The following is a 17884-nucleotide window of genomic DNA, read 5'->3' as shown; positions in this document are numbered from 1 at the left end:
CACTCACCGTGGAGGACTTATGGGCTTCGAGACAAAAACAATCCGCATCGCCATGAACGGCATCACCGGCCGGATGGGTTACCGCCAGCACCTGCTGCGTTCCATTCTTCCCATCCGGGACGCCGGCGGCTTCACCCTGGAGGACGGCACCCGCATCCAGGTTGAGCCCATCCTGGTGGGCCGCAACGAAGCCAAGATCCGGGAACTGGCCGAAAAGCACAAGGTCTCGGAGTGGAGCACCGACCTGGATGCGGTGATCAACGACCCCACGGTCGACGTCGTTTTCGACGCCTCCATGACCAGCCTCCGCGCCGCCACCCTGAAGAAGGCAATGCAGGCCGGCAAGCACATCTTCACCGAGAAGCCCACCGCCGAGACCCTTGAGGAAGCCATTGAGCTGGCCCGGATCGGCAAGGAAGCCGGCGTCACCGCCGGCGTTGTCCACGACAAGCTCTACCTGCCGGGCCTGGTCAAGCTCCGCCGCCTAGTGGACGAAGGCTTCTTCGGCCGCATCCTCTCCATCCGCGGCGAATTCGGCTACTGGGTCTTCGAAGGCGACATCCAGGCTGCCCAGCGCCCGTCCTGGAACTACCGCAAGGAAGACGGCGGCGGAATGACCACGGACATGTTCTGCCACTGGAACTACGTCCTCGAAGGCATCATCGGCAAGGTCAAGAGCGTCAACGCCAAGACCGCCACCCACATCCCTGCCCGCTGGGACGAAGCCGGCAAGGAGTACAAGGCCACGGCCGACGACGCCTCCTACGGCATCTTCGAGCTTGAGACCCCCGGCGGCGACGACGTCGTCGGCCAGATCAACTCCTCCTGGGCCGTCCGCGTCTACCGTGACGAACTCGTGGAATTCCAGGTGGACGGCACGCACGGCTCCGCCGTCGCCGGCCTGAACAAGTGCGTCGCCCAGCAGCGCGCCCACACCCCCAAGCCGGTCTGGAACCCGGACCTTCCGGTCACCGAGTCCTTCCGCGACCAGTGGCAGGAAGTGCCGGCCAACGCTGAGCTGGACAACGGCTTCAAGCTGCAGTGGGAAGAGTTCCTCCGTGACGTCGTGGCCGGCCGCGAGCACCGCTTCGGCCTCCTCTCCGCAGCCCGCGGCGTCCAGCTCGCCGAGCTTGGCCTGCAGTCCAACGACGAACGCCGCACCATCGACATCCCGGAGATCACCCTCTAATGACCTCACTCATCCTTCCCTCCCACGACGGCGGCACCATGGAGTACCGCCTGCAGGGCGGCACCACCTGGGCGCGCCCGGCCGCCCCGCTGACCGCCCGCCGCGCTTACGCCGCAGCCCACGTGATCCCCGAGGTCCTGGCGGACAACACCCCCGGTGCCCCCGCCCGCCTCGACTGGGATGCCACCATGGCCTACCGCCACGAACTGTGGTCCTACGGACTCGGCGTTGCCGATGCCATGGACACCGCCCAGCGCGGGATGGGCCTCGACTGGGCAGCCACCCAGCAGCTCATCAAGCGCACCGGAGTAGAGGCCGCTTCGGTGGTTTCGTCCGGCAACGCAGCCACGGCCGGCAAGTCGGTCCGCGACCTCGTATCCTGCGGCGCGGGCACAGACCAGCTGGACATCGACTCCCTGCCCGTTGGAGAGGCCGGCCTCAAAGCGGTCCTCGAGGCATACCGTGAGCAGATCGCCGTCATCACCGAAGCCGGTCCGAAGGTCATCATCATGGCCTCGCGCGCCCTGGCCAAGGTTGCCCGCGGCCCGGAAGACTACCTGCAGGTCTACTCCACCCTGTTGCAGGAAGTGGACCAGCCGGTGATCCTCCACTGGCTGGGCACCATGTTCGATCCCGCCCTCGCCGGCTACTGGGGTTCGGACCACGTCGCAACGGCCACCGAAACGTTCCTGGGCCTCATCAAGGACAACGCGGCCAAGGTGGACGGCGTCAAGGTCTCGCTGCTGGATGCCAACCACGAGGTTGCCCTGCGCGCGGCCCTTCCCGAAGGCGTCCGCCTCTACACCGGGGACGACTTCAACTATCCCGAACTGATCGACGGCGACGGCGACGGCAGCCACCACTCCGACGCCCTGCTGGGCATCTTCGCGGCAATTTACCCCGCCGCTTCGGTGGCACTGCAGAACTACGACGCCGGCAACCCGGCCAAGGCGCGGGAAATCCTGGACTCCACCCGGGAACTGGGCAAGCACATCTTCAGCGCCCCCACGTTCTACTACAAGACCGGGATCGCCTTTATGTCCTGGCTCAACGGCAAGCAGCCCGGCTTCCAGATGGTGGGCGGCCTGCACTCCGGCCGATCGGTCTGCCACCTGGCCAAGACCTTCGAACTGGCGGACCAGGCCGGCCTGCTGCGGGACCCGGCTCTGGCTGCCTTCCGGATGTCCGATTACCTGCGGATCAACGGGGTGGGCGTGTGAGCGACTTCTCGCGCCTCTCCATCAACAGCGCCACCACGAAGAAATGGACCCTCGCCCAGGTGGTTGACGGCTGCGTCAACGCCGGCATCCCCACGATCGGTCCCTGGCGGGACCGGGTGGAGGAAGCCGGCCTGGACAAGGCCGCCCGCCTGATCAAGGACGCCGGACTCCGCGTTTCATCCCTGTGCCGCGGCGGGTTCCTCACTGCACCCGACGCTGAAGGGCAGGCCGCCGCACTCGCTGACAACCGCGCCGCCATCCTGGAGGCCGTTGCCCTGGACACCAAGGAACTGTTCCTGGTGGTGGGCGGCCTGGCGCCGGGGGAGAAGGACGTGGTGGCGGCACGCCGGCGCGTCGCAGACCGCCTCGCCGACCTGGTTCCTTTCGCCGAGGAACACGGCGTCCGCCTGGTCCTGGAGCCGCTGCACCCGATGTACGCCGCGGACCGTGCCCTGATCTCCACCCTGGGGCAGGCTCTGGACCTTGCAGCTCCGTTCGACTCATCCACAGTGGGCGTCGCCGTCGATACCTTCCATGTCTGGTGGGATCCCGAACTCAAGGCGCAGATCGAGCGCGCCGGGCGGGAAAACCGCATCGCCAGCTACCAGGTGTGCGACTTCAACATGCCCATTGCGGCCGATCCGCTGCTGTCCCGCGGCTACATGGGCGACGGCGTGGTGGACTTTGCCACTATCGGCACCTGGGTGCGTGAAGCCGGGTACACCGGGGACATCGAAGTAGAAATCTTCAATCAGGACATCTGGGACACGGACGGCAACACTGTCCTGGCCACAGTCAAGGAGCGCTACGCCGAGCTTGTGCTCCCGTACGCCTGACCTGATAAAGACCTCGGGCTCCTGCCACGCTTCCCAACATGGCAGGCAGGAGCCTGAGCCCCACCAAAAAGGACCGGACCGCGCTCGCGGTCCGGTCCTTTTGCATGGCAACGGTCAGGCGTACATCGAAGCGCACCGCCGGTACCTGGCCAGCACCCCGCCGTCGTCCTGCCCGGCAGGAAGGTCGACGGCGTCCAGGGCCCACTGCGGAAATTGTCCGGTGAGTGCCGCGGCAGCCTGGCGGGCTGCGCCGTCGGCCACGTATTCGCCCGGCCGTGGCACAGTGACCTTGACTCCCAGCAGCTGCGCCGCCGCAGACTGGACCGCAGTGGACTGCGCCCCGCCACCCACCAGGACGATGCGCCGGGCCTGGACTCCCTGCTCCTGCAGGGCGGCCAGGCCGTCTGCGAGCGAGCAGACTACGCCTTCGACGGCGGCACGCGCCAGGTTAGCCGGCGTGTAGTTGGCGCGGGTGATGCCATGCAGGGAACCGGTGGCCTCCGGCAGGTTGGGCGTGCGTTCGCCGTCCAAATAGGGCACGAGCGTGAGGCCCGCGGCCCCTGGCTCGGCACTCAGCGCCAGCTCGTTGAACTCCTCGATACTGACGTCCAGCAGGGCCGCCGTGGCATCGAAAACGCGCGTGGCATTGAGGGTGCACACCAGTGGCAGGTAGTGCCCGGAAGCATCGGCGAACCCTGCCACCAGCCCCGACTGATCGGCTGCGGGGGTGTCCGAGACGGCAAAGACCGTCCCAGAGGTGCCCAGGGACATCACCACATCCCCGACGCCGGCACCCACTCCCAGCGCTGCTGCCGCATTGTCGCCGGCGCCGGCGGCCAGGAGGGCGCCATCGGGGGTCTTGCCGGCGACGTCCAGGGGACCCAGCACCTCAGGCAGCAGCGGCACATGGCCCAGCGATGCCTCCAGCACCTCGGGCAGGTACCGGCCGGCCGCCGTCGAAAAATAGCCGGTGCCCGAAGCGTCCGAACGGTCCGTCGCCAGGGCGTCAAGGTTTTCCGGACCGCTGCCGGGGCCATGGCCCATCAGCCGCCACGTCAGCCAGTCGTGCGGGAGGCAGACGGCCGCCACCTCCGCGGCGTTCTCCGGCTCATGTGCGGCCAGCCAGTGCAGCTTGGTCAGCGTCAGCGAGGCCACCGGGACAGTGCCCGTGGCACCGGCCCAGTAGCGGGCGCCGGCAGCACTAGCGCCGTCGCCCGCGGTCCTGATCAGCTCCTGGGCGGCGCCGGCACTGCGGGTGTCGTTCCACAGCAGTGCCGGACGGATCACCCGGCCATCGCTGTCGAGGCACACCATGCCATGCTGCTGCCCGCCCACCGAGACAGCTGCAACGTCGGCCAGCCCGCCGGCCTGTTGCAGTGCTTCCTGCAGTGCATCCCACCAATGGTCGGGATGGATCTCCGAACCGTCCGGATGGCTGGCCCTGCCTTGGCGGACCAGTGCTCCGGTGTCCGCATCGCGGATCACCACTTTGCAGGACTGGGTAGAGCTGTCGATCCCTGCTACCAGCGCCATGGTCAGCGGGCGTTGAGGAGGTGTTCGATGGCGAGCTGGTTGAGGCGGACGAACGCGAAGGAGCGTTCGGCAGCCTTGTCGGCGTCGAAGTCCTCGAACGCTCCGGCGTCGTTGAGCAGGTCGGCGGTGGTCTCGCCGGCGGCCAGCGTGGGTTCTGCGAGTTCGCCGACGCCGGAGGCGGCGAGGGCGGCCTGAACTTCGGGGTCCGCGCGGAAGGCCAGGGCGCGTTCCTTCAGGAGCAGGTAGGTGGCCATGTTGGCTTTGGCTGATTCCCAGACGCCGTCGTAGCCGTCGGTGCGGGAGGGCTTGTAGTCGAAGTGGCGGGGGCCCTCGTAGCGGGGGCCGCCGTTGGGGAAGCCGTTTTCGAGCAGGTCCACAGTGAAGAATGCGCTGGTGAGGTCGCCGTGGCCGAAGACCAGGTCCTGGTCGTACTTGATGCCGCGCTGGCCGTTGAGGTCGATGTGGAAGAGCTTGCCGGCCCAGAGGGCCTGGGCGATGCCGTGGGTGAAGTTCAGCCCGGCCATCTGCTCGTGCCCGGTCTCGGGGTTCAGGCCCACGATGTCGCCGTGTTCGAGCTGGGCGATGAACGCCAGGCCGTGGCCCACGGTGGGCAGGAAGATGTCGCCGCGGGGTTCGTTCGGCTTTGGCTCCAGCGCGATGCGCAGGTTGTAGCCCTTGTCCTTGATGTACGCGGCGGCCGTGTCCACGCCTTCCTTCATCCGGTCCAGCGCCGCGGCGAGGTCCTTCGAGCCGTCGTACTCGCTGCCCTCACGCCCGCCCCACATCACAAACGTCTCGGCGCCGAACTCGGCGGCGGAATCGATGTTGCGCAGCACCTTTGACAGGGCAAAGCGGCGGATGGAGCGGTCGTTGGAGGTGAAGCCGCCGTCCTTGAAGACGGGGTGGCTGAAGAGGTTGGTGGTCACCATGGGCACCTTCAGACCCGTCTCGGCCAGTGCTGCTTTGAAGTTCTTCAGGATCAGCTCCCGCTCGGAAGCCGTCGCGTCAAAGGGGACCAAGTCATTGTCGTGGAAGGTGATGCCGTAGGCGCCGAGCTCGGCCAGCCGGTGTACCGCTTCCACCGGATCAAGGGCGGCGCGGGTTGCGACACCGAACGGGTCCGCACCGGTCCAGCCCACGGTCCAGAGACCAAAAGTGAATTTGTCAGCGGGGGTGGGGGAGAGAGTCATGATGCGTCCTTGCAGTCAGTGTGCCCCTTGCGGAGCGAGTTAGTTTATCGCTTGAACTATATAATTGTGATTACGTTGGGGTCAATAGCCAAGGGCATGTTGGGACGGCCCGGCTTATCTAAGGAGGCCGCCATGGCGAACACGGCACCAGCACCTGCCCTGCCCGATGCCGGATCGCCAGGAAACATGGGCGACGTCCGCAGGAGCAACCTCGCCCTGGTTATGGGCAGGGTTGCGCAGGCTCCATCCGGCTCCCACCTGACGCGGGCGCAGATTGCCGCGTCCACGGGGCTTACCAAGGCTTCGGTATCGAGCATCGTCCTGGATCTTCTCGAGACCGGGATCCTGCGGGAAATAGGGCTTAATCCCCAGGGGGAGCGCGGCCGGCCCGGAGTAGGCCTGGAGTTGAATCCGGCGCGCGGGGTGATTGGCATGGAAATTAATGTCGACTACATTGCCGCCGGCGTCACGGACTTGTCCGGAGCGGTGGTGGTGCAGGAGATCCGCGAGCGGGATAACCGTGGGAGTGAAAGCGCGCCAGTCCTGGCGGCCTTGGCCGCCCTTGCGGTGGAGGTGCGGACGGCTGCCCTCGGCAAGGGCGTGGAAGTCCTGGGTGGAGGACTGGCCGTTCCCGGGCTTGTGGATGCCGGCAGCGCCACTGTCCTTGCCGCCCCCAACCTCGGCTGGCTGGACGTAGAACTCGATCTTGACCGGCTGCTGCCCGGCCTGCCGTTGGGTATAACCCTCTTTAATGAGGCCAATGCTGCTGCCCTTGCGGAACTGGCGCGCGGACCCGCCGGCCGGCACGACTTCCTGTACGTGTCCGGTGAGGTGGGGGTCGGCGGCGGACTGGTCATCAGATCGGAGCTCTTTACGGGTCCGGAAGGGCACGCCGGGGAAGTGGGCCATGTTGTGGTGGACCCCGCAGGCAGCCGCTGCTCCTGTGGAGGCACGGGCTGCCTGGAGACTGTTGCCGGGCAGGACGCGATCTTCGCGGCTGCCGGTATCGCCGGCAAAGGGAGGTCCAGGTCGGAGAGCATGTCCGCGCTGGTGGCCGCGCTCGCGGAGGATCAGCCGGGCGCACTGCGGGCCGTTGAGCGTGCCGGGACGTCACTGGGGGTGGCGGTGGCATCCACAGCCCGTGTGCTGAACATCGGGGCGGTGGTGCTCGGCGGGCACTTCGCTGTCCTGGAACGGTGGCTGCGCCCTTCCCTGGCCGAAAGCCTGGCACGGTACGCGCCCGGCAAGGTTTTTCCGGAGCACATCACCATCGCAGCCGTGGAAGAGGGCGGCGCACTGCTGGGTGCCGCCGGCAGCGTGGTCCGTTCCCTGGTGGAAGCGCCGCACCGGCTGCAGTCGTAGAGCCCGCAACCCGCGGTTGCACCATCACCTGCGGGTGCTGTCCCCGCCGTTTGAAGATGTTGGCTTGTGTCCCTGGCCTCTAGACTTGGCGCCATGTCTGCTGATGATGAGAAGGATCCGCCTGTTCCCGCCGACGTTGAGGGCAAGATCCCGAGAAAGGTCCACGACGACCCGGGCGACGAAGATGGGGACGAACCTGCCACTCAACAGGATTGAGTCCACCACCGCATCCGGACATGGTTCCGGCGGTACATGGTCGGCTGAGCCGACTGCAAAATTAAAGACGGCCCTGATCAGCTTTTCCACTGGTCAGGGCCGCTCTTTTTTGTGCCCCAGGAGGGAATCGAACCCCCGACCGGCGGATTAGAAGGCCGCTGCTCTATCCCCTGAGCTACTGAGGCAGTTCCGGAGATGAATTCCGGCGCCTCAAAAAGTTTACATTGCCCGCCGTCCGGGCGCCGTCATTGATGTGCGTGGCACCCACTGATCCTCCACAGGCAGCCGCGGGCCGGGTTTTGCACATAGGCAAACTCCTGCCTCCCCGGCAGATTGCGCCAGGGCCATGCTGGTCTTGCCTGCTAGGCAGAACCACATGGAGACAGGACATAGAGATGAACGACACCATAACCATCAAAGGCTTTGTTGCCACCGACATCACCAGCGGCACAACACCGGGGGGAGTGGCCACCGCCGAATTCCGGATCGCTTCGAACTCGCGTCGGCGTGACAAGGACGGCCAATGGGTGGATGGCCACACCAACTGGTTCACGGTCCAGGGCTACCGCCATCTGGCCGGCAACATGGGCTGCAGCATCCGGAAAGGCCAGCCCGTCATCGTGGTGGGCACGCTGAGGATCCGCAGCTGGGAGAGGGACGGCAGGGTCTATTACTCGCACACCATCGATGCTGACGCCGTTGGGCATGACCTCACGTTGGGGACCGCCAACTTCACCCGGTCCTCCAAGAAACCGCTCCTCTCGCTCGTGGAACCGGAGCCACCCCTTGACGCCAGCCGGCCGGCCGGCCCGGAAGGCCCTTTCGACGAACCCGAAGACAGCGATGACGGCGCTGACGGCGGAGATCCGGCTGCCGCCTACGTTGAGGACACCAATGGCGACCTGCTCGCCCTCAACCTGGAAACGGGGGAGCTCGCCGACTCCCCAGTTTGAGGATGCCCTTGTCAACGCCTCTCGGCCCTCTTGGTTCCTTGGCGGGCAGGGTCGCAGCACCCCCCGGCTGCACCCCTGTCCGCCAAGGTCATGAAGCCCATGGCGGAAAGTTGGCTCTTGCAGGCGTGGCAGAATGGCACCATGCGGCTTACCCCTGACCACCGGCAAAAGACTCCGGCGGGTGCAGTATCGGCCGCCCCCGCAGCTTTAGCCCCAGCCGTTCCAGTCCAATCTGCTCCGGCCCCCGCAACTGCCGCACGCACGGCCATCGCTTCCATAGCTGTTTGGCCCACCGCCGCACGCTGTTTGGTCGTGGCAACGGCCGCCGCCGCGCTGCTGGCGGGTCTGTCGGGCTGCGTTGGCGGTTCGCCCCAGGTCCAGCCTGCATTATCCGAGCCGGCAACCGCGGCAGCATCCACTGCGGCAGCATCAGCCGGTGCTGGTCCGGCAGCAACGGAAAGCGGCTCCGCCGAACCGCTGGCCGGCACCTCCGGGGCGCCATCGGCCCCGGCAGCGGACGCCGCCGCCACCGCAACGGTGACACAGACCGTCACGGATGCGCTGGGACGCCTGGCCGCAGGATCGCCCAAACCGGCCACTGCCCAGGTAACAGATGCACTCACCGGCGCGGGAATCGCGCCGGCAGCATTGCAGGTGTCGCAAAGCCGTACCCCCACCGGCCTCGAAGCCGATGCCATCGAAGCGGCAGTGCTGCAGGGAAAGGACTGTGTCATCGGCCAGGTCCGCGACGGTGCCGTCACGGTAACGGTCCTGCCCGTACTGGCCAGCGGCAAGTGCTTTGTAGGCTCCTGACCTTGCCGCACCGAATGTGAGATATGCCCGCCGACCCACTAGATTTGGAACCATGGCGGAATTTATCTACACAATGACCAAGGCCCGAAAAGCCGTTGGCGAAAAACTCATTCTTGACGACGTAAGCATGTCCTTCTTTCCCGGCGCCAAGATCGGTGTTGTGGGCCCGAACGGTGCCGGTAAGTCCACCATCCTGAAGATCATGGCCGGACTGGACACCCCCTCCAACGGTGAGGCCCGGCTCAGCCCTGGCTACACCGTGGGCATCCTCCTCCAGGAACCACCCCTGAACGAAGAAAAAACCGTCCTGGGCAACGTCCAGGAAGGCGTTGGCGAGATCTACGGCAAGATCCAGCGCTTCAACGAAATATCGGAGGAAATGGCCAGCCCCGATGCTGACTACGACACCCTCCTTGAGGAGATGGGGCACCTGCAGGAAGCCATCGACGCTGCAGACGCCTGGGACCTGGACTCACAGCTGGAGCAGGCCATGGACGCCCTCCGCTGCCCGCCGGCCGACGCCGACGTCACCAACCTCTCCGGAGGTGAGCGCCGCCGCGTAGCCCTGTGCAAGCTGCTCCTGCAGAAGCCTGACCTGTTGCTTCTCGACGAGCCCACCAACCACTTGGATGCTGAAAGCGTGCTGTGGCTTGAACAGCACCTCTCCTCCTACGCCGGCGCCGTCCTGGCGGTCACCCACGACCGGTACTTCCTGGACCACGTGGCCGAGTGGATCGCCGAAGTGGACCGCGGCCACCTGTACCCGTACGAGGGCAACTACTCCACGTACCTCGAGAAGAAGCGCGCCCGCCTGGAGATCCAGGGCAAGAAGGACGCCAAGCAGGCCAAGCGTCTTTCCGAGGAACTCGAATGGGTGCGGTCCAACGCGAAGGGCCGCCAGACCAAGTCAAAGGCCCGCCTGGCCCGCTACGAGGAGATGGCTGCCGAAGCAGACCGGACCCGCAAGCTGGACTTCGAAGAGATCCAGATCCCGCCGGGACCGCGCCTGGGCGGGCTGGTCCTCGAAGCCAAGAACCTGCAGAAGGGCTTCGAAGACCGGACCCTGATCGATGGACTGTCCTTCAGCCTGCCCCGCAACGGCATCGTGGGGGTCATCGGCCCCAACGGCGTCGGCAAGACAACGCTGTTCAAGACGATCGTGGGCCTGGAGCCGCTCGACGGCGGCGACCTGAAGATCGGCGATTCGGTCAAGATTTCCTACGCTGACCAGAGCCGCGGGGGCATCGACCCCAACAAGACGCTGTGGGAAGTTGTCTCGGACGGCCTGGACTTCATCCAGGTTGGCCATGTGGAAATGCCGTCCCGGGCCTATGTCGCCGCCTTCGGCTTCAAGGGCCCGGACCAGCAGAAGAAGGCCGGCGTGCTCTCCGGCGGTGAGCGCAACCGCCTGAACCTCGCCCTCACCCTCAAGCAGGGCGGAAACCTGCTGCTCCTGGATGAGCCCACCAACGACCTCGACGTCGAAACCCTCAGCAGCCTGGAAAACGCGCTGCTGGAGTTCCCGGGCTGCGCCGTGGTGGTCTCGCACGACCGCTGGTTCCTGGACCGGGTGGCCACCCACATCCTCGCCTACGAAGGTGACGAGGAGAACCCCTCCAAGTGGTACTGGTTCGAGGGCAACTTCGAATCCTACGAGGAGAACAAGGTGGAGCGGCTCGGCCCCGATGCGGCCAAACCGCACCGCGTCACGCACCGCCGCCTCACCCGCGACTGATAAGCCGCGGCACCAGCGAAAAGCAACAGGCCGGCCCCGGAAGGGTGCCGGCCTGTTGGCGTTTCCACCCACAGGAGCAGGCGGAAACAAAATACAGCTAGTCCTTGGCTGCCTTGCGGATCTGGTGCTCCATCACCTTGGACTGGAAGGCGCCCACCACTTTGTTCTTCAGGTCGGTTGGCACGCGGACCATCCCTTCCTGCGCCACGGACGCCACGTGCTGGCCCGCTTGGTTAAAGATCTTCCCGGTGGCGAGTCCGCGGGCGCCTTGGGCGCTGGGCGACTCCTGGACATAGAGCAGCCATTCATCCACCCGTGCGGGCCGGTGCCACCACATCGCGTGGTCCAGGCTCGCGACGTTCATCCCCGGCGTGATCCAGCTCAGCCCGTGCCGGCGCAGGATTGACTCGAGCAGGGTGTAGTCGCTCGCGTACGCCAGCGCCGCCCGGTGCAGGTTCGGGTTGTCCGGCATGGGCCCAAAGGTCTTCATCCACACGGCGTTGCGGGCTTCCCTCTTACCTTTCGCCGAGACGTACAGCGGCGGGTCAACGTGCCGGATGTCGAACGGCCGTTCGTAGGCCCAGTGCCGTGCCACCGGATGATCGAATTTGCCCAGCAGGTCAGCGGTGCTGGGCAGCGACTCGGGATCGGGAATACCGCTGGGCATCACGGATTCGTGCTCAATTCCTTCGTCCTCGCCCTGGAAGGAGGCAATCATCGACAGGATGGGCACGCCCTCCTGGTAGGCGTGGACGCGGCGGGCCGAAAAGGACCTGCCGTCCCGGAGGCGCTGAACGCCGAACGTGATCGGCTTGTTCGCATCGCCCGGCCGCAGGAAGTAGCCGTGCATCGAATGCACAAAACGGTCGGGGTCTACCGTCCTGATGGAGGCGATGAGCGACTGTGCCAGTACCTGCCCGCCAAACACCCGATGGTGGGGCTGCTGCTGCGACGGGCCAAGGAAGATGTCCTCATCTGTCCGGGCCCCCTCGAGCTCACCAAGGTCGAGAAGATTGATGAGCGACAAGGTGGGATCTTCGCTGGGGAGCGCCAGGAGTCCGGCGTCGGCTTCAGTCATGGTTTGACTCTAGACGGCACCCGGGCACTGCTCAACAAAGGTCGAGCCGGTAGTGTTCTTGGTGTGTCTGATCTACTCACCTCGTCCTTCCGTTTCGCCGATCCCCGCGACCTCGCTGATTTGAAGACCTTCGCCACGCGGGCAAAAGCAATCGACGACGGCGCCATCCGGCTTCAGGCGGCAGGTTCCGTTCTCGCCGCGTACGTCTGCGTGCTGCGCCCGCGTGTGCTGGGTGAATCGACTCCCACCATCCTGGGGCTGCGCACCATGGCGTTGGCCGAGCCGTCCGGAACGGATGTCACCGTTCCCCTGGCCGCAGTGCTGGACCGCCTTGCCAGGGCGGCGGAGGACGACGTCGAGCTGCCGGTTCCGCCGTCCACCGTCACCCAGTCCTGGACCGGGGTGGGCGCCCCTAGGAGCGGGTGGGAGCTCATGGGCCCGCGAAGCGACGCCGCCCTGCGTAAGGCCGCCGAGGCCGGCATCGCCGAAGTGGCAGGGATTGTGCCGGACAAACCCGGCGCGCTGATCGTCAACAATGCCAGGGCCGCCGTCTGGGGCAGGGAACTCGACGAGACCGGGCTGCCGGCAGGGGCCGCCTTCGCCGCCCTGGCCCTTGGTTTCCTGGGTGACGGCGACCAGAAGCTCTACCGTACGGGGCGCTGGTTCCGGCTGTCGGGTCCGCGCGGGCACGTCCTGGCACGGACCGGAAGCGGACTGCTCTAAGCGCAAGAACCCTGCTCTAAGCGCAAAAACTCTGTTTGGGCAGCCGGGGCTTCACTATCCGGCCGGGCTGTTCACCATCGACAGTGCGGCACGCTCCATGTAATCCCACAGGGTGCCCTCGTACAGCGGCGGCAGCTCCAGCGCGTCCACGGCCTTGCGCATGTGGAACAGCCAGCGGTCCTTCGCTTCCGGCGTCACTTGGAACGGCATGTGGCGCATGCGCAGCCGGGGATGCCCGCGCTCCTCCCCGTATGTGGTGGGACCGCCCCAATACTGTTCGAGGAACATCAGGAACCGGCGCTTGGCCGGCGCCAGGTCCTCTTCGGGGTACATGGGCCGCAGCAGCGGATCCGTGGCCACGCCGTCGTAAAAGACATCAATCAGCTTCACGAACGTTTCGTGGCCGCCCACGGCGTCATAGAAGTTATCGGTGTAGCCGGGCTGGCTGAACGGATCGTTCTGCATCAGCTGGCGTGGCCGCTGCGGTTCGATGGGGATGGTCATCGCTAGTCTCCGGCTTTCTGGTCAGTCTTTTTGGTCTCGACGGCGCCGTGGTCGCTGCCTTGGTCCGTGGTCCCGTCCGGTGACTCGTGCAGGGGCACGTAGTTGCCCTGGGACCGGTTGCCCACCCGAAGGATCTCACCGTTGCGGAGGTACCAGATGGCGCCGTCGTCAGAGCGTACCCGGGTGATGCGCAGGCCCATGGACTCCACCACACCAACAACCTCACTGGTCTCGATCACGTCGCCGATGCCGTACTGGTCTTCAATGGTAATAAAAATTCCCGCCAGGAAGTCCCGGATCAACTGCTGGGCACCGAAGCCGATGGCCACACCCAGGATGCCCACGCTGGTAAGCAGCGGGGCGATGTTGATGTCCAGGTTCTGCAGCACATACATGCCGGTGATGATCACCACCAGCACTCCCACCACGCTGTTCAGCAGGGATCCGATGGTCTCAGCGCGCTGCACCCGCCGTTCGTGGTCCAGGGCCCGCAACGCGGGCGCCACCCATTTGAAGGTGGGCTTCTTGAAGAGGCTGCTGCCGGAAGCAACTTGCCGCGTGATGCGGGAAATGACGAAGGTGGCCACCAGCCACACCGTGACGCCCACGCCGAGGCTGATCACGATGCCGGTGATGTTGATACCGTCCGGATCATTGGCGGCGGTAGGAAGGATCGACAACGTACTGACCATGTGGGGGAAATACTCCTGGGGGTTTCTCCGGCTGCGGCCGGGATGCGGATACCGGAGCGCCGGTTAAGCCCGGCGCGGAAGGCTCTGTTCTCCTTCAACCCTAGCGCCGTAGCGTGGCGGCATGCGCATTCTTGTCCTTGGCGGAACCGCCTTCCTGTCCGCAGAAATCGCCCGCCAGGCTGTGGCGGCCGGGGATGATGTCACGTGTCTGGCCCGCGGATCCGTGGCCGCACCGCCGCAGGGTGTTGCGTGGCTCAAGTCCGATCGTTCGCTGGGGGTGAACGCCTACACGGACGTGGCCAAAGAAGACTGGGACGCCGTCATCGAGGTCGCCCGGGACCCCGTGCCGGCATCGGAAGCTCTGCACGCCCTCGCGCACCGGGCCGCGCACTGGACGTTCGTCTCCAGCTGCTCCGTGTACGCCGACGCTTCGGTTCCCGGTGCCGGGGAGGATGCCGCCCTGCTTCCCGCCCTTGCCCCTGGTACGCCGTCCACGCCGGAGAACTATGGCGAGTCGAAGGTTGCCATCGAGGAGGCAACTCTCCAGGCTGCCGACGGCAAAGCCCATCTCTGCCGTGCCGGCCTGATCGGCGGTCCGGGGGACGGCTCGGACCGGTATGGCTACTGGCCTGCCCGCTTTGCCCGGGACATGAAGCCCGTTCTGGTACCGGCCATCGACGACGCCCCGATGCGGGTGATCGACGTCCGGGACCTCGCCGCCTGGATCCTGCTGGCCGCAAAGCGGGGCATTACCGGTGCAATGAACGCACTGGGAGACCAAATCCGGTTCGGCGACTACATCGAGGCGGCCCGGCATGCGGCGGGTCACAGCGGCGCGGTGGTGCCCGCGGCGGGGACCTGGCTTGCGGAGCAGGGCGTGGACTACTGGGCCGGCCCGGACTCGCTGCCGCTCTGGCTCCCGCCGGGGCACGAAGGCTTTATGGCCCGGAGCAACCAGGCGGCGGTTGACGCCGGCCTGCTGCTCCGGCCGTGGCGGGAGACGCTGGCGGACACGTTGGCCGACGAACGTGAACGCGGGCTGGACCGGCCCAGGAGGGCCGGGCTGTCACCGGAAACGGAGGCGCGCCTGCTCGCCGCCCTGCAGTAGGCCGCCTAAGCCAGGAGACTCCTAGGCCGGCGGACCGTACGGTCAGCCAACCACCGTCTCGGGCTCGTGGTGAACCGGAAAATTCACGCTCCGGGCGATGAAGCAGACCTGGTTCGCCTCGTGGTGCAGCCGGGCCGCAAGGTCCGTCTGGCCCGCGTCCGCAACCGTCACGCGCGGGTGCAGCGTGACGCTTTCGAACTGGCCGCTGCCGTCCCGGTTCAGGCGCATCAGCCCGGTGGCGTCGTCCCGGTAGCCGGTCACCACCACACCGTGCTTCACCGCCACATGGAGGTAGGAGAGCATATGGCACTGGGCCAGGGCGGCCAGGAGCAGCTGCTCAGGGTTGTAGCGCTCCCGGTCTCCATGGAAGGTGGGATCTGCCGAGCCCTTAAGGACCGGCAGGCCCGCGATGAGCACGTCGTGGTCGCGCGAGTAGCCGCGGTAGGACGACGTCCCCTCGCCCAGGTTGCCGGTCCATTGGACAGTCAACGCATAGCGGTGTTCGTGCAGGCTCATACCGCGGGAACTGCTTCGCCGGGCAGGACGTCAGCCGCGCGGGCGCGCAAGGCCCGGGCCACGCCGTCGCGGTTTTCCAGCATGAGCCGGCGCAGCGCGGCGCTTTCGGGCGGAAGCGACGCCAGGAAGCCATCCGTCCGGTCCACGATGGCCTGCGTGGTCAGCAGGGAGGGGTAGAGCCCGACGACGATCTGCTGGGCAAGTGCGTGCGTCCGGGTCTCCATGATCCCCGGCACCGCCTCGAAATACTTCTCGGCGTACGGTTCCAGCAGTGACCGGTCCAGGACCCGCATAAAGCCGTTGACCGCCGAGCCCTGAAGGGCGTTGGACAGCTCGCCCTTGACCACGATCGATTCCCAGGCCGCGGCTTTGGCCTCCGGCGTTGGGATGGCGGCCTTCGCCTGCGCTGCGGCATTTTGTCCGCTGGAGGTATTGTCCCGCTCCAGCTCGGCATCGATGCCGTCCTGGCCCAGCCGGCCGCCTGCCACGAGGGACGTCACCAGCTCCCACCGCAGGTCCTGGTCAACAGCCAGCCCGTCCAGGACCAGCGAGCCGTCCAGGAGGCCGCCAATCCGGTCCAGCTGGCTTTCACTGCCTGCCAGCAGGGCAAAGGACTTCACGAACTGCAGCTGGGCGTCCGAGCCGCCGGGCACCTCGGACGCCAGCTCCCACAGCTTGTCCGCGGCAGCCACAGCCGTCGCCTTCCGGTGCTCCTCGGCCACGTAGAAGTTCAGGGTGGTGGCCAACTGGCGGAGCTGGACCAGGATCACGGAAGAATCTGTCTCGGCCGCCACGTTGGCAAGGATCAACTCCACGTACCGCCGCGCCGGGGTCTCGCCGTCGCGGGCAGCGTCCCAGGCGGAGTTCCACACCAGGGTCCGCGGCAGGCTGTGGCTGAAGTCCTTCAGGTGCGCTGTGGCGGTGGCCAGCGATTTTTCATCCAGCCGCACTTTGGCGTAGGCGAGGTCGTCATCATTGACCAGGATGAGGTCCGGCTGCGCCAGGCCCGCCAGCGCGGGCACTTCGGTCCGTTCGCCGTCGACATCCAGCTCTTCGCGGTGCACCCGCTCCAGCTTCCCGTCGCCATTGAGGTTGTAGAACCCCACGGCCAGCCGGTGCGGACGGATGGTGGGCCAGTCTGCGACGGCTGATTGCACAATGGCGAACGATGTGAGCCTGCCCTCGCTGTCCACCTCCAGTTCCGGTTTGAGGGTGTTGACCCCGGCCGTTTCAAGCCATTGCCGTCCCCACACATCGAGGTCGCGGCCACTGGCCTTTTCCAGTTCCACCAGGAGGTCCCGCAGCTCGGTGTTCTGCCAGGAATGCTTGGCAAAGTACTCCCGCACACCGGCCATGAACTGCTCCGGCCCCACCCATGCCACCAGCTGGCGGAGCACGGACGCGCCCTTCGCGTAGGTGATGCCGTCGAAGTTCACCTCGACGTCCTGGAGGTCGTTGATTTCGGCGAAGATCGGATGCGTGGTGGGCAGCTGGTCCTGGCGGTAGGCCCAGGACTTCTCCACCGAGGCGAAGGTGGTCCAGGCGCTGGTGAACGAGGTGGCCTCCACCGCTGCAAGGTGGGACATGTACTCGGCGAAGGACTCGTTGAGCCACAGGTCGTTCCACCAGCGCATGGTCACCAGGTCGCCGAACCACATGTGGGCGAGCTCGTGGAGCACTGTAATGGCACGCCGTTCGATCTGGGCGCCGGTGACCTTGCTGCGGAAAACGTAGCCCTCGAGGATGGTCACCGCGCCGGCGTTCTCCATGGCGCCGGCGTTGAACTCCGGCACGAACAGCTGGTCGTATTTCTCGAACGGGTACGGGCAGCCGAACTGCGCCTCAAAAAATGCGAAGCCCTGCCGGGTCAGCTCAAAAATGTTCTCCGCGTCCAGGTACTGCATCAGGGACTTCCGGGCAAAAACGCCCAGCGGGATGACCCGCCCGTCGGAGCTGGTGACCTCGCTGCGCACCGACTGGTACGGGCCCGCGATCAGCGCGGTGACATAGGAGGACAACCGCGGAGTCGGGGAGAAGGACCAGACGGACCTGGCACCGCCGTCCCCGCCGGGTGTGGTTTCCACCGGGGCGGGGGTGGGGGAGTTGGAAATGACGTCCCAGTGCGAGGGGGCAGTGACGGTAAAAGTGAAGGTGGCCTTCAGGTCAGGCTGCTCGAACACGGCGAACATCCGCCGTGAATCGGGAACTTCGAACTG

Annotated in this window: 17 protein-coding genes, 1 tRNA gene and 1 pseudogene; 10 read left to right on the top strand and 9 right to left on the bottom strand. The window is 66.3% G+C overall.

Translation table 11 applies throughout. The features are described 5' to 3' along the window. The first annotated feature begins 19 nt into the window (after positions 1–19). Genes FNL14_RS21310 through FNL14_RS21300 form a run of 3 tightly spaced genes read left to right on the top strand, consistent with a single transcriptional unit; the run spans position 20 to position 3245 of the window. Positions 20–1189 carry a Gfo/Idh/MocA family protein gene (locus tag FNL14_RS21310; protein ID WP_142064365.1) on the top strand — a complete coding sequence of 390 codons (1170 nt, stop codon included), beginning with the start codon at positions 20–22 and terminating at the stop codon, positions 1187–1189. Next, entirely contained in the window at positions 1189–2409 is a 1221-nt protein-coding gene (locus tag FNL14_RS21305) for a dihydrodipicolinate synthase family protein (protein WP_142064362.1), read from the top strand. Before FNL14_RS21310 ends, FNL14_RS21305 begins: the two co-directional genes overlap by 1 nt. Beyond that, complete coding sequence (locus tag FNL14_RS21300; protein ID WP_142064359.1) at positions 2406–3245, top strand: sugar phosphate isomerase/epimerase; 840 nt, start codon at positions 2406–2408, stop codon at positions 3243–3245. The genes FNL14_RS21305 and FNL14_RS21300 overlap by 4 nt, the downstream gene beginning before the upstream one ends. 114 nt (positions 3246–3359) lie before the next feature. On the opposite strand, the gene xylB is transcribed toward FNL14_RS21300, so the two are convergent. Next, positions 3360–4778, bottom strand: coding sequence for a xylulokinase (gene xylB, locus FNL14_RS21295; RefSeq protein ID WP_142064356.1), 1419 nt, complete (start codon positions 4776–4778; stop codon positions 3360–3362). 2 nt (positions 4779–4780) lie between these two features. Next, the gene (xylA, locus tag FNL14_RS21290; RefSeq protein ID WP_142064353.1) at positions 4781–5968 is read right to left on the bottom strand and encodes a xylose isomerase; all 1188 of its coding nucleotides are present in this window, start codon (positions 5966–5968) and stop codon (positions 4781–4783) included. Positions 5969–6100: 132 nt separating this feature from the next. Between xylA and FNL14_RS21285 the strand changes: the two genes are divergently transcribed. After that, complete coding sequence (locus tag FNL14_RS21285; protein WP_142064350.1) at positions 6101–7330, top strand: ROK family protein; 1230 nt, start codon at positions 6101–6103, stop codon at positions 7328–7330. Between the two features lie 93 nt (positions 7331–7423). Next, positions 7424–7546 carry a hypothetical protein gene (locus FNL14_RS23715; RefSeq protein ID WP_255470957.1) on the top strand — a complete coding sequence of 41 codons (123 nt, stop codon included), beginning with the start codon at positions 7424–7426 and terminating at the stop codon, positions 7544–7546. A gap of 112 nt (positions 7547–7658) precedes the next feature. Here FNL14_RS23715 and FNL14_RS21280 read toward each other — a convergent pair. Beyond that, a tRNA-Arg gene (locus FNL14_RS21280) sits at positions 7659–7731 on the bottom strand. Between the two features lie 210 nt (positions 7732–7941). Between FNL14_RS21280 and FNL14_RS21275 the strand changes: the two genes are divergently transcribed. The 3 genes from FNL14_RS21275 (at position 7942) to ettA (ending at position 11047) form a co-directional block, all read left to right on the top strand. Then, positions 7942–8499 (top strand): single-stranded DNA-binding protein, encoded by a 558-nt coding sequence (locus FNL14_RS21275; RefSeq protein ID WP_142064347.1) that lies wholly within the window; start codon positions 7942–7944, stop codon positions 8497–8499. A 312-nt stretch (positions 8500–8811) separates the two neighbouring features. Further along, on the top strand, positions 8812–9312 hold the full coding sequence (locus tag FNL14_RS21270; protein WP_255470956.1) for a hypothetical protein: 501 nt from the start codon (positions 8812–8814) through the stop codon (positions 9310–9312). A 52-nt stretch (positions 9313–9364) separates the two neighbouring features. After that, the gene (gene ettA, locus FNL14_RS21265) at positions 9365–11047 is read left to right on the top strand and encodes an energy-dependent translational throttle protein EttA (protein ID WP_142064344.1); all 1683 of its coding nucleotides are present in this window, start codon (positions 9365–9367) and stop codon (positions 11045–11047) included. A gap of 2 nt (positions 11048–11049) precedes the next feature. Here ettA and FNL14_RS23880 read toward each other — a convergent pair. Then, positions 11050–11115 (bottom strand): annotated as a pseudogene (locus FNL14_RS23880) (hypothetical protein); the annotation flags it as partial. Between the two features lie 29 nt (positions 11116–11144). Next, positions 11145–12125, bottom strand: coding sequence for an acyl-CoA thioesterase II (locus tag FNL14_RS21255; protein WP_142064340.1), 981 nt, complete (start codon positions 12123–12125; stop codon positions 11145–11147). A 63-nt stretch (positions 12126–12188) separates the two neighbouring features. On the opposite strand from FNL14_RS21255, the gene FNL14_RS21250 reads away from it, so the two are divergent. Beyond that, the gene (locus FNL14_RS21250; protein ID WP_142064337.1) at positions 12189–12848 is read left to right on the top strand and encodes a hypothetical protein; all 660 of its coding nucleotides are present in this window, start codon (positions 12189–12191) and stop codon (positions 12846–12848) included. Between the two features lie 54 nt (positions 12849–12902). Here FNL14_RS21250 and FNL14_RS21245 read toward each other — a convergent pair whose 3' ends face one another. Together FNL14_RS21245 and FNL14_RS21240 are read right to left on the bottom strand one after the other, a co-directional pair. Further along, on the bottom strand, positions 12903–13352 hold the full coding sequence (locus FNL14_RS21245; RefSeq protein ID WP_142064334.1) for a globin: 450 nt from the start codon (positions 13350–13352) through the stop codon (positions 12903–12905). A 2-nt stretch (positions 13353–13354) separates the two neighbouring features. Further along, complete coding sequence (locus FNL14_RS21240) at positions 13355–14044, bottom strand: mechanosensitive ion channel family protein (RefSeq protein WP_091422808.1); 690 nt, start codon at positions 14042–14044, stop codon at positions 13355–13357. A 121-nt stretch (positions 14045–14165) separates the two neighbouring features. Here FNL14_RS21240 and FNL14_RS21235 point away from each other — a divergent pair, with 121 nt between their 5' ends. Then, complete coding sequence (locus FNL14_RS21235) at positions 14166–15152, top strand: epimerase (protein ID WP_142064331.1); 987 nt, start codon at positions 14166–14168, stop codon at positions 15150–15152. Positions 15153–15194: 42 nt separating this feature from the next. Here FNL14_RS21235 and FNL14_RS21230 read toward each other — a convergent pair whose 3' ends face one another. Together FNL14_RS21230 and pepN are read right to left on the bottom strand one after the other, a co-directional pair. Continuing rightward, positions 15195–15668, bottom strand: a complete 474-nt coding sequence (locus FNL14_RS21230; RefSeq protein WP_142064328.1) for an OsmC family protein — start codon at positions 15666–15668, stop codon at positions 15195–15197. Then, the coding region (gene pepN, locus FNL14_RS21225) for an aminopeptidase N (RefSeq protein ID WP_142064325.1) at positions 15665–17884 on the bottom strand (2220 nt) is incomplete at its 5' end. The genes pepN and FNL14_RS21230, both read right to left, overlap by 4 nt.

Origin of the sequence: Pseudarthrobacter sp. B4EP4b (assembly GCF_006680095.1) — a bacterium.
Lineage (GTDB): Bacteria > Actinomycetota > Actinomycetes > Actinomycetales > Micrococcaceae > Arthrobacter.
Note: the sequence above shows the minus strand (reverse complement) of the source record. Positions and strands in the feature narration are given on the sequence as shown.

Coding starts and splice junctions, on each gene's coding strand:
- FNL14_RS21310 (WP_142064365.1), top strand. CDS start 20: ATGGGCTTCGAGACAAAAACAATCCGCATCGCCATGAACGGCATCACC.
- FNL14_RS21305 (WP_142064362.1), top strand. CDS start 1,189: ATGACCTCACTCATCCTTCCCTCCCACGACGGCGGCACCATGGAGTAC.
- xylB (WP_142064356.1), bottom strand. CDS start 4,778: ATGGCGCTGGTAGCAGGGATCGACAGCTCTACCCAGTCCTGCAAAGTG.
- xylA (WP_142064353.1), bottom strand. CDS start 5,968: ATGACTCTCTCCCCCACCCCCGCTGACAAATTCACTTTTGGTCTCTGG.
- FNL14_RS21285 (WP_142064350.1), top strand. CDS start 6,101: ATGGCGAACACGGCACCAGCACCTGCCCTGCCCGATGCCGGATCGCCA.
- FNL14_RS23715 (WP_255470957.1), top strand. CDS start 7,424: ATGTCTGCTGATGATGAGAAGGATCCGCCTGTTCCCGCCGACGTTGAG.
- FNL14_RS21275 (WP_142064347.1), top strand. CDS start 7,942: ATGAACGACACCATAACCATCAAAGGCTTTGTTGCCACCGACATCACC.
- ettA (WP_142064344.1), top strand. CDS start 9,365: ATGGCGGAATTTATCTACACAATGACCAAGGCCCGAAAAGCCGTTGGC.
- FNL14_RS21255 (WP_142064340.1), bottom strand. CDS start 12,125: ATGACTGAAGCCGACGCCGGACTCCTGGCGCTCCCCAGCGAAGATCCC.
- FNL14_RS21245 (WP_142064334.1), bottom strand. CDS start 13,352: ATGACCATCCCCATCGAACCGCAGCGGCCACGCCAGCTGATGCAGAAC.
- FNL14_RS21240 (WP_091422808.1), bottom strand. CDS start 14,044: ATGGTCAGTACGTTGTCGATCCTTCCTACCGCCGCCAATGATCCGGAC.
- FNL14_RS21235 (WP_142064331.1), top strand. CDS start 14,166: ATGCGCATTCTTGTCCTTGGCGGAACCGCCTTCCTGTCCGCAGAAATC.
- FNL14_RS21230 (WP_142064328.1), bottom strand. CDS start 15,668: ATGAGCCTGCACGAACACCGCTATGCGTTGACTGTCCAATGGACCGGC.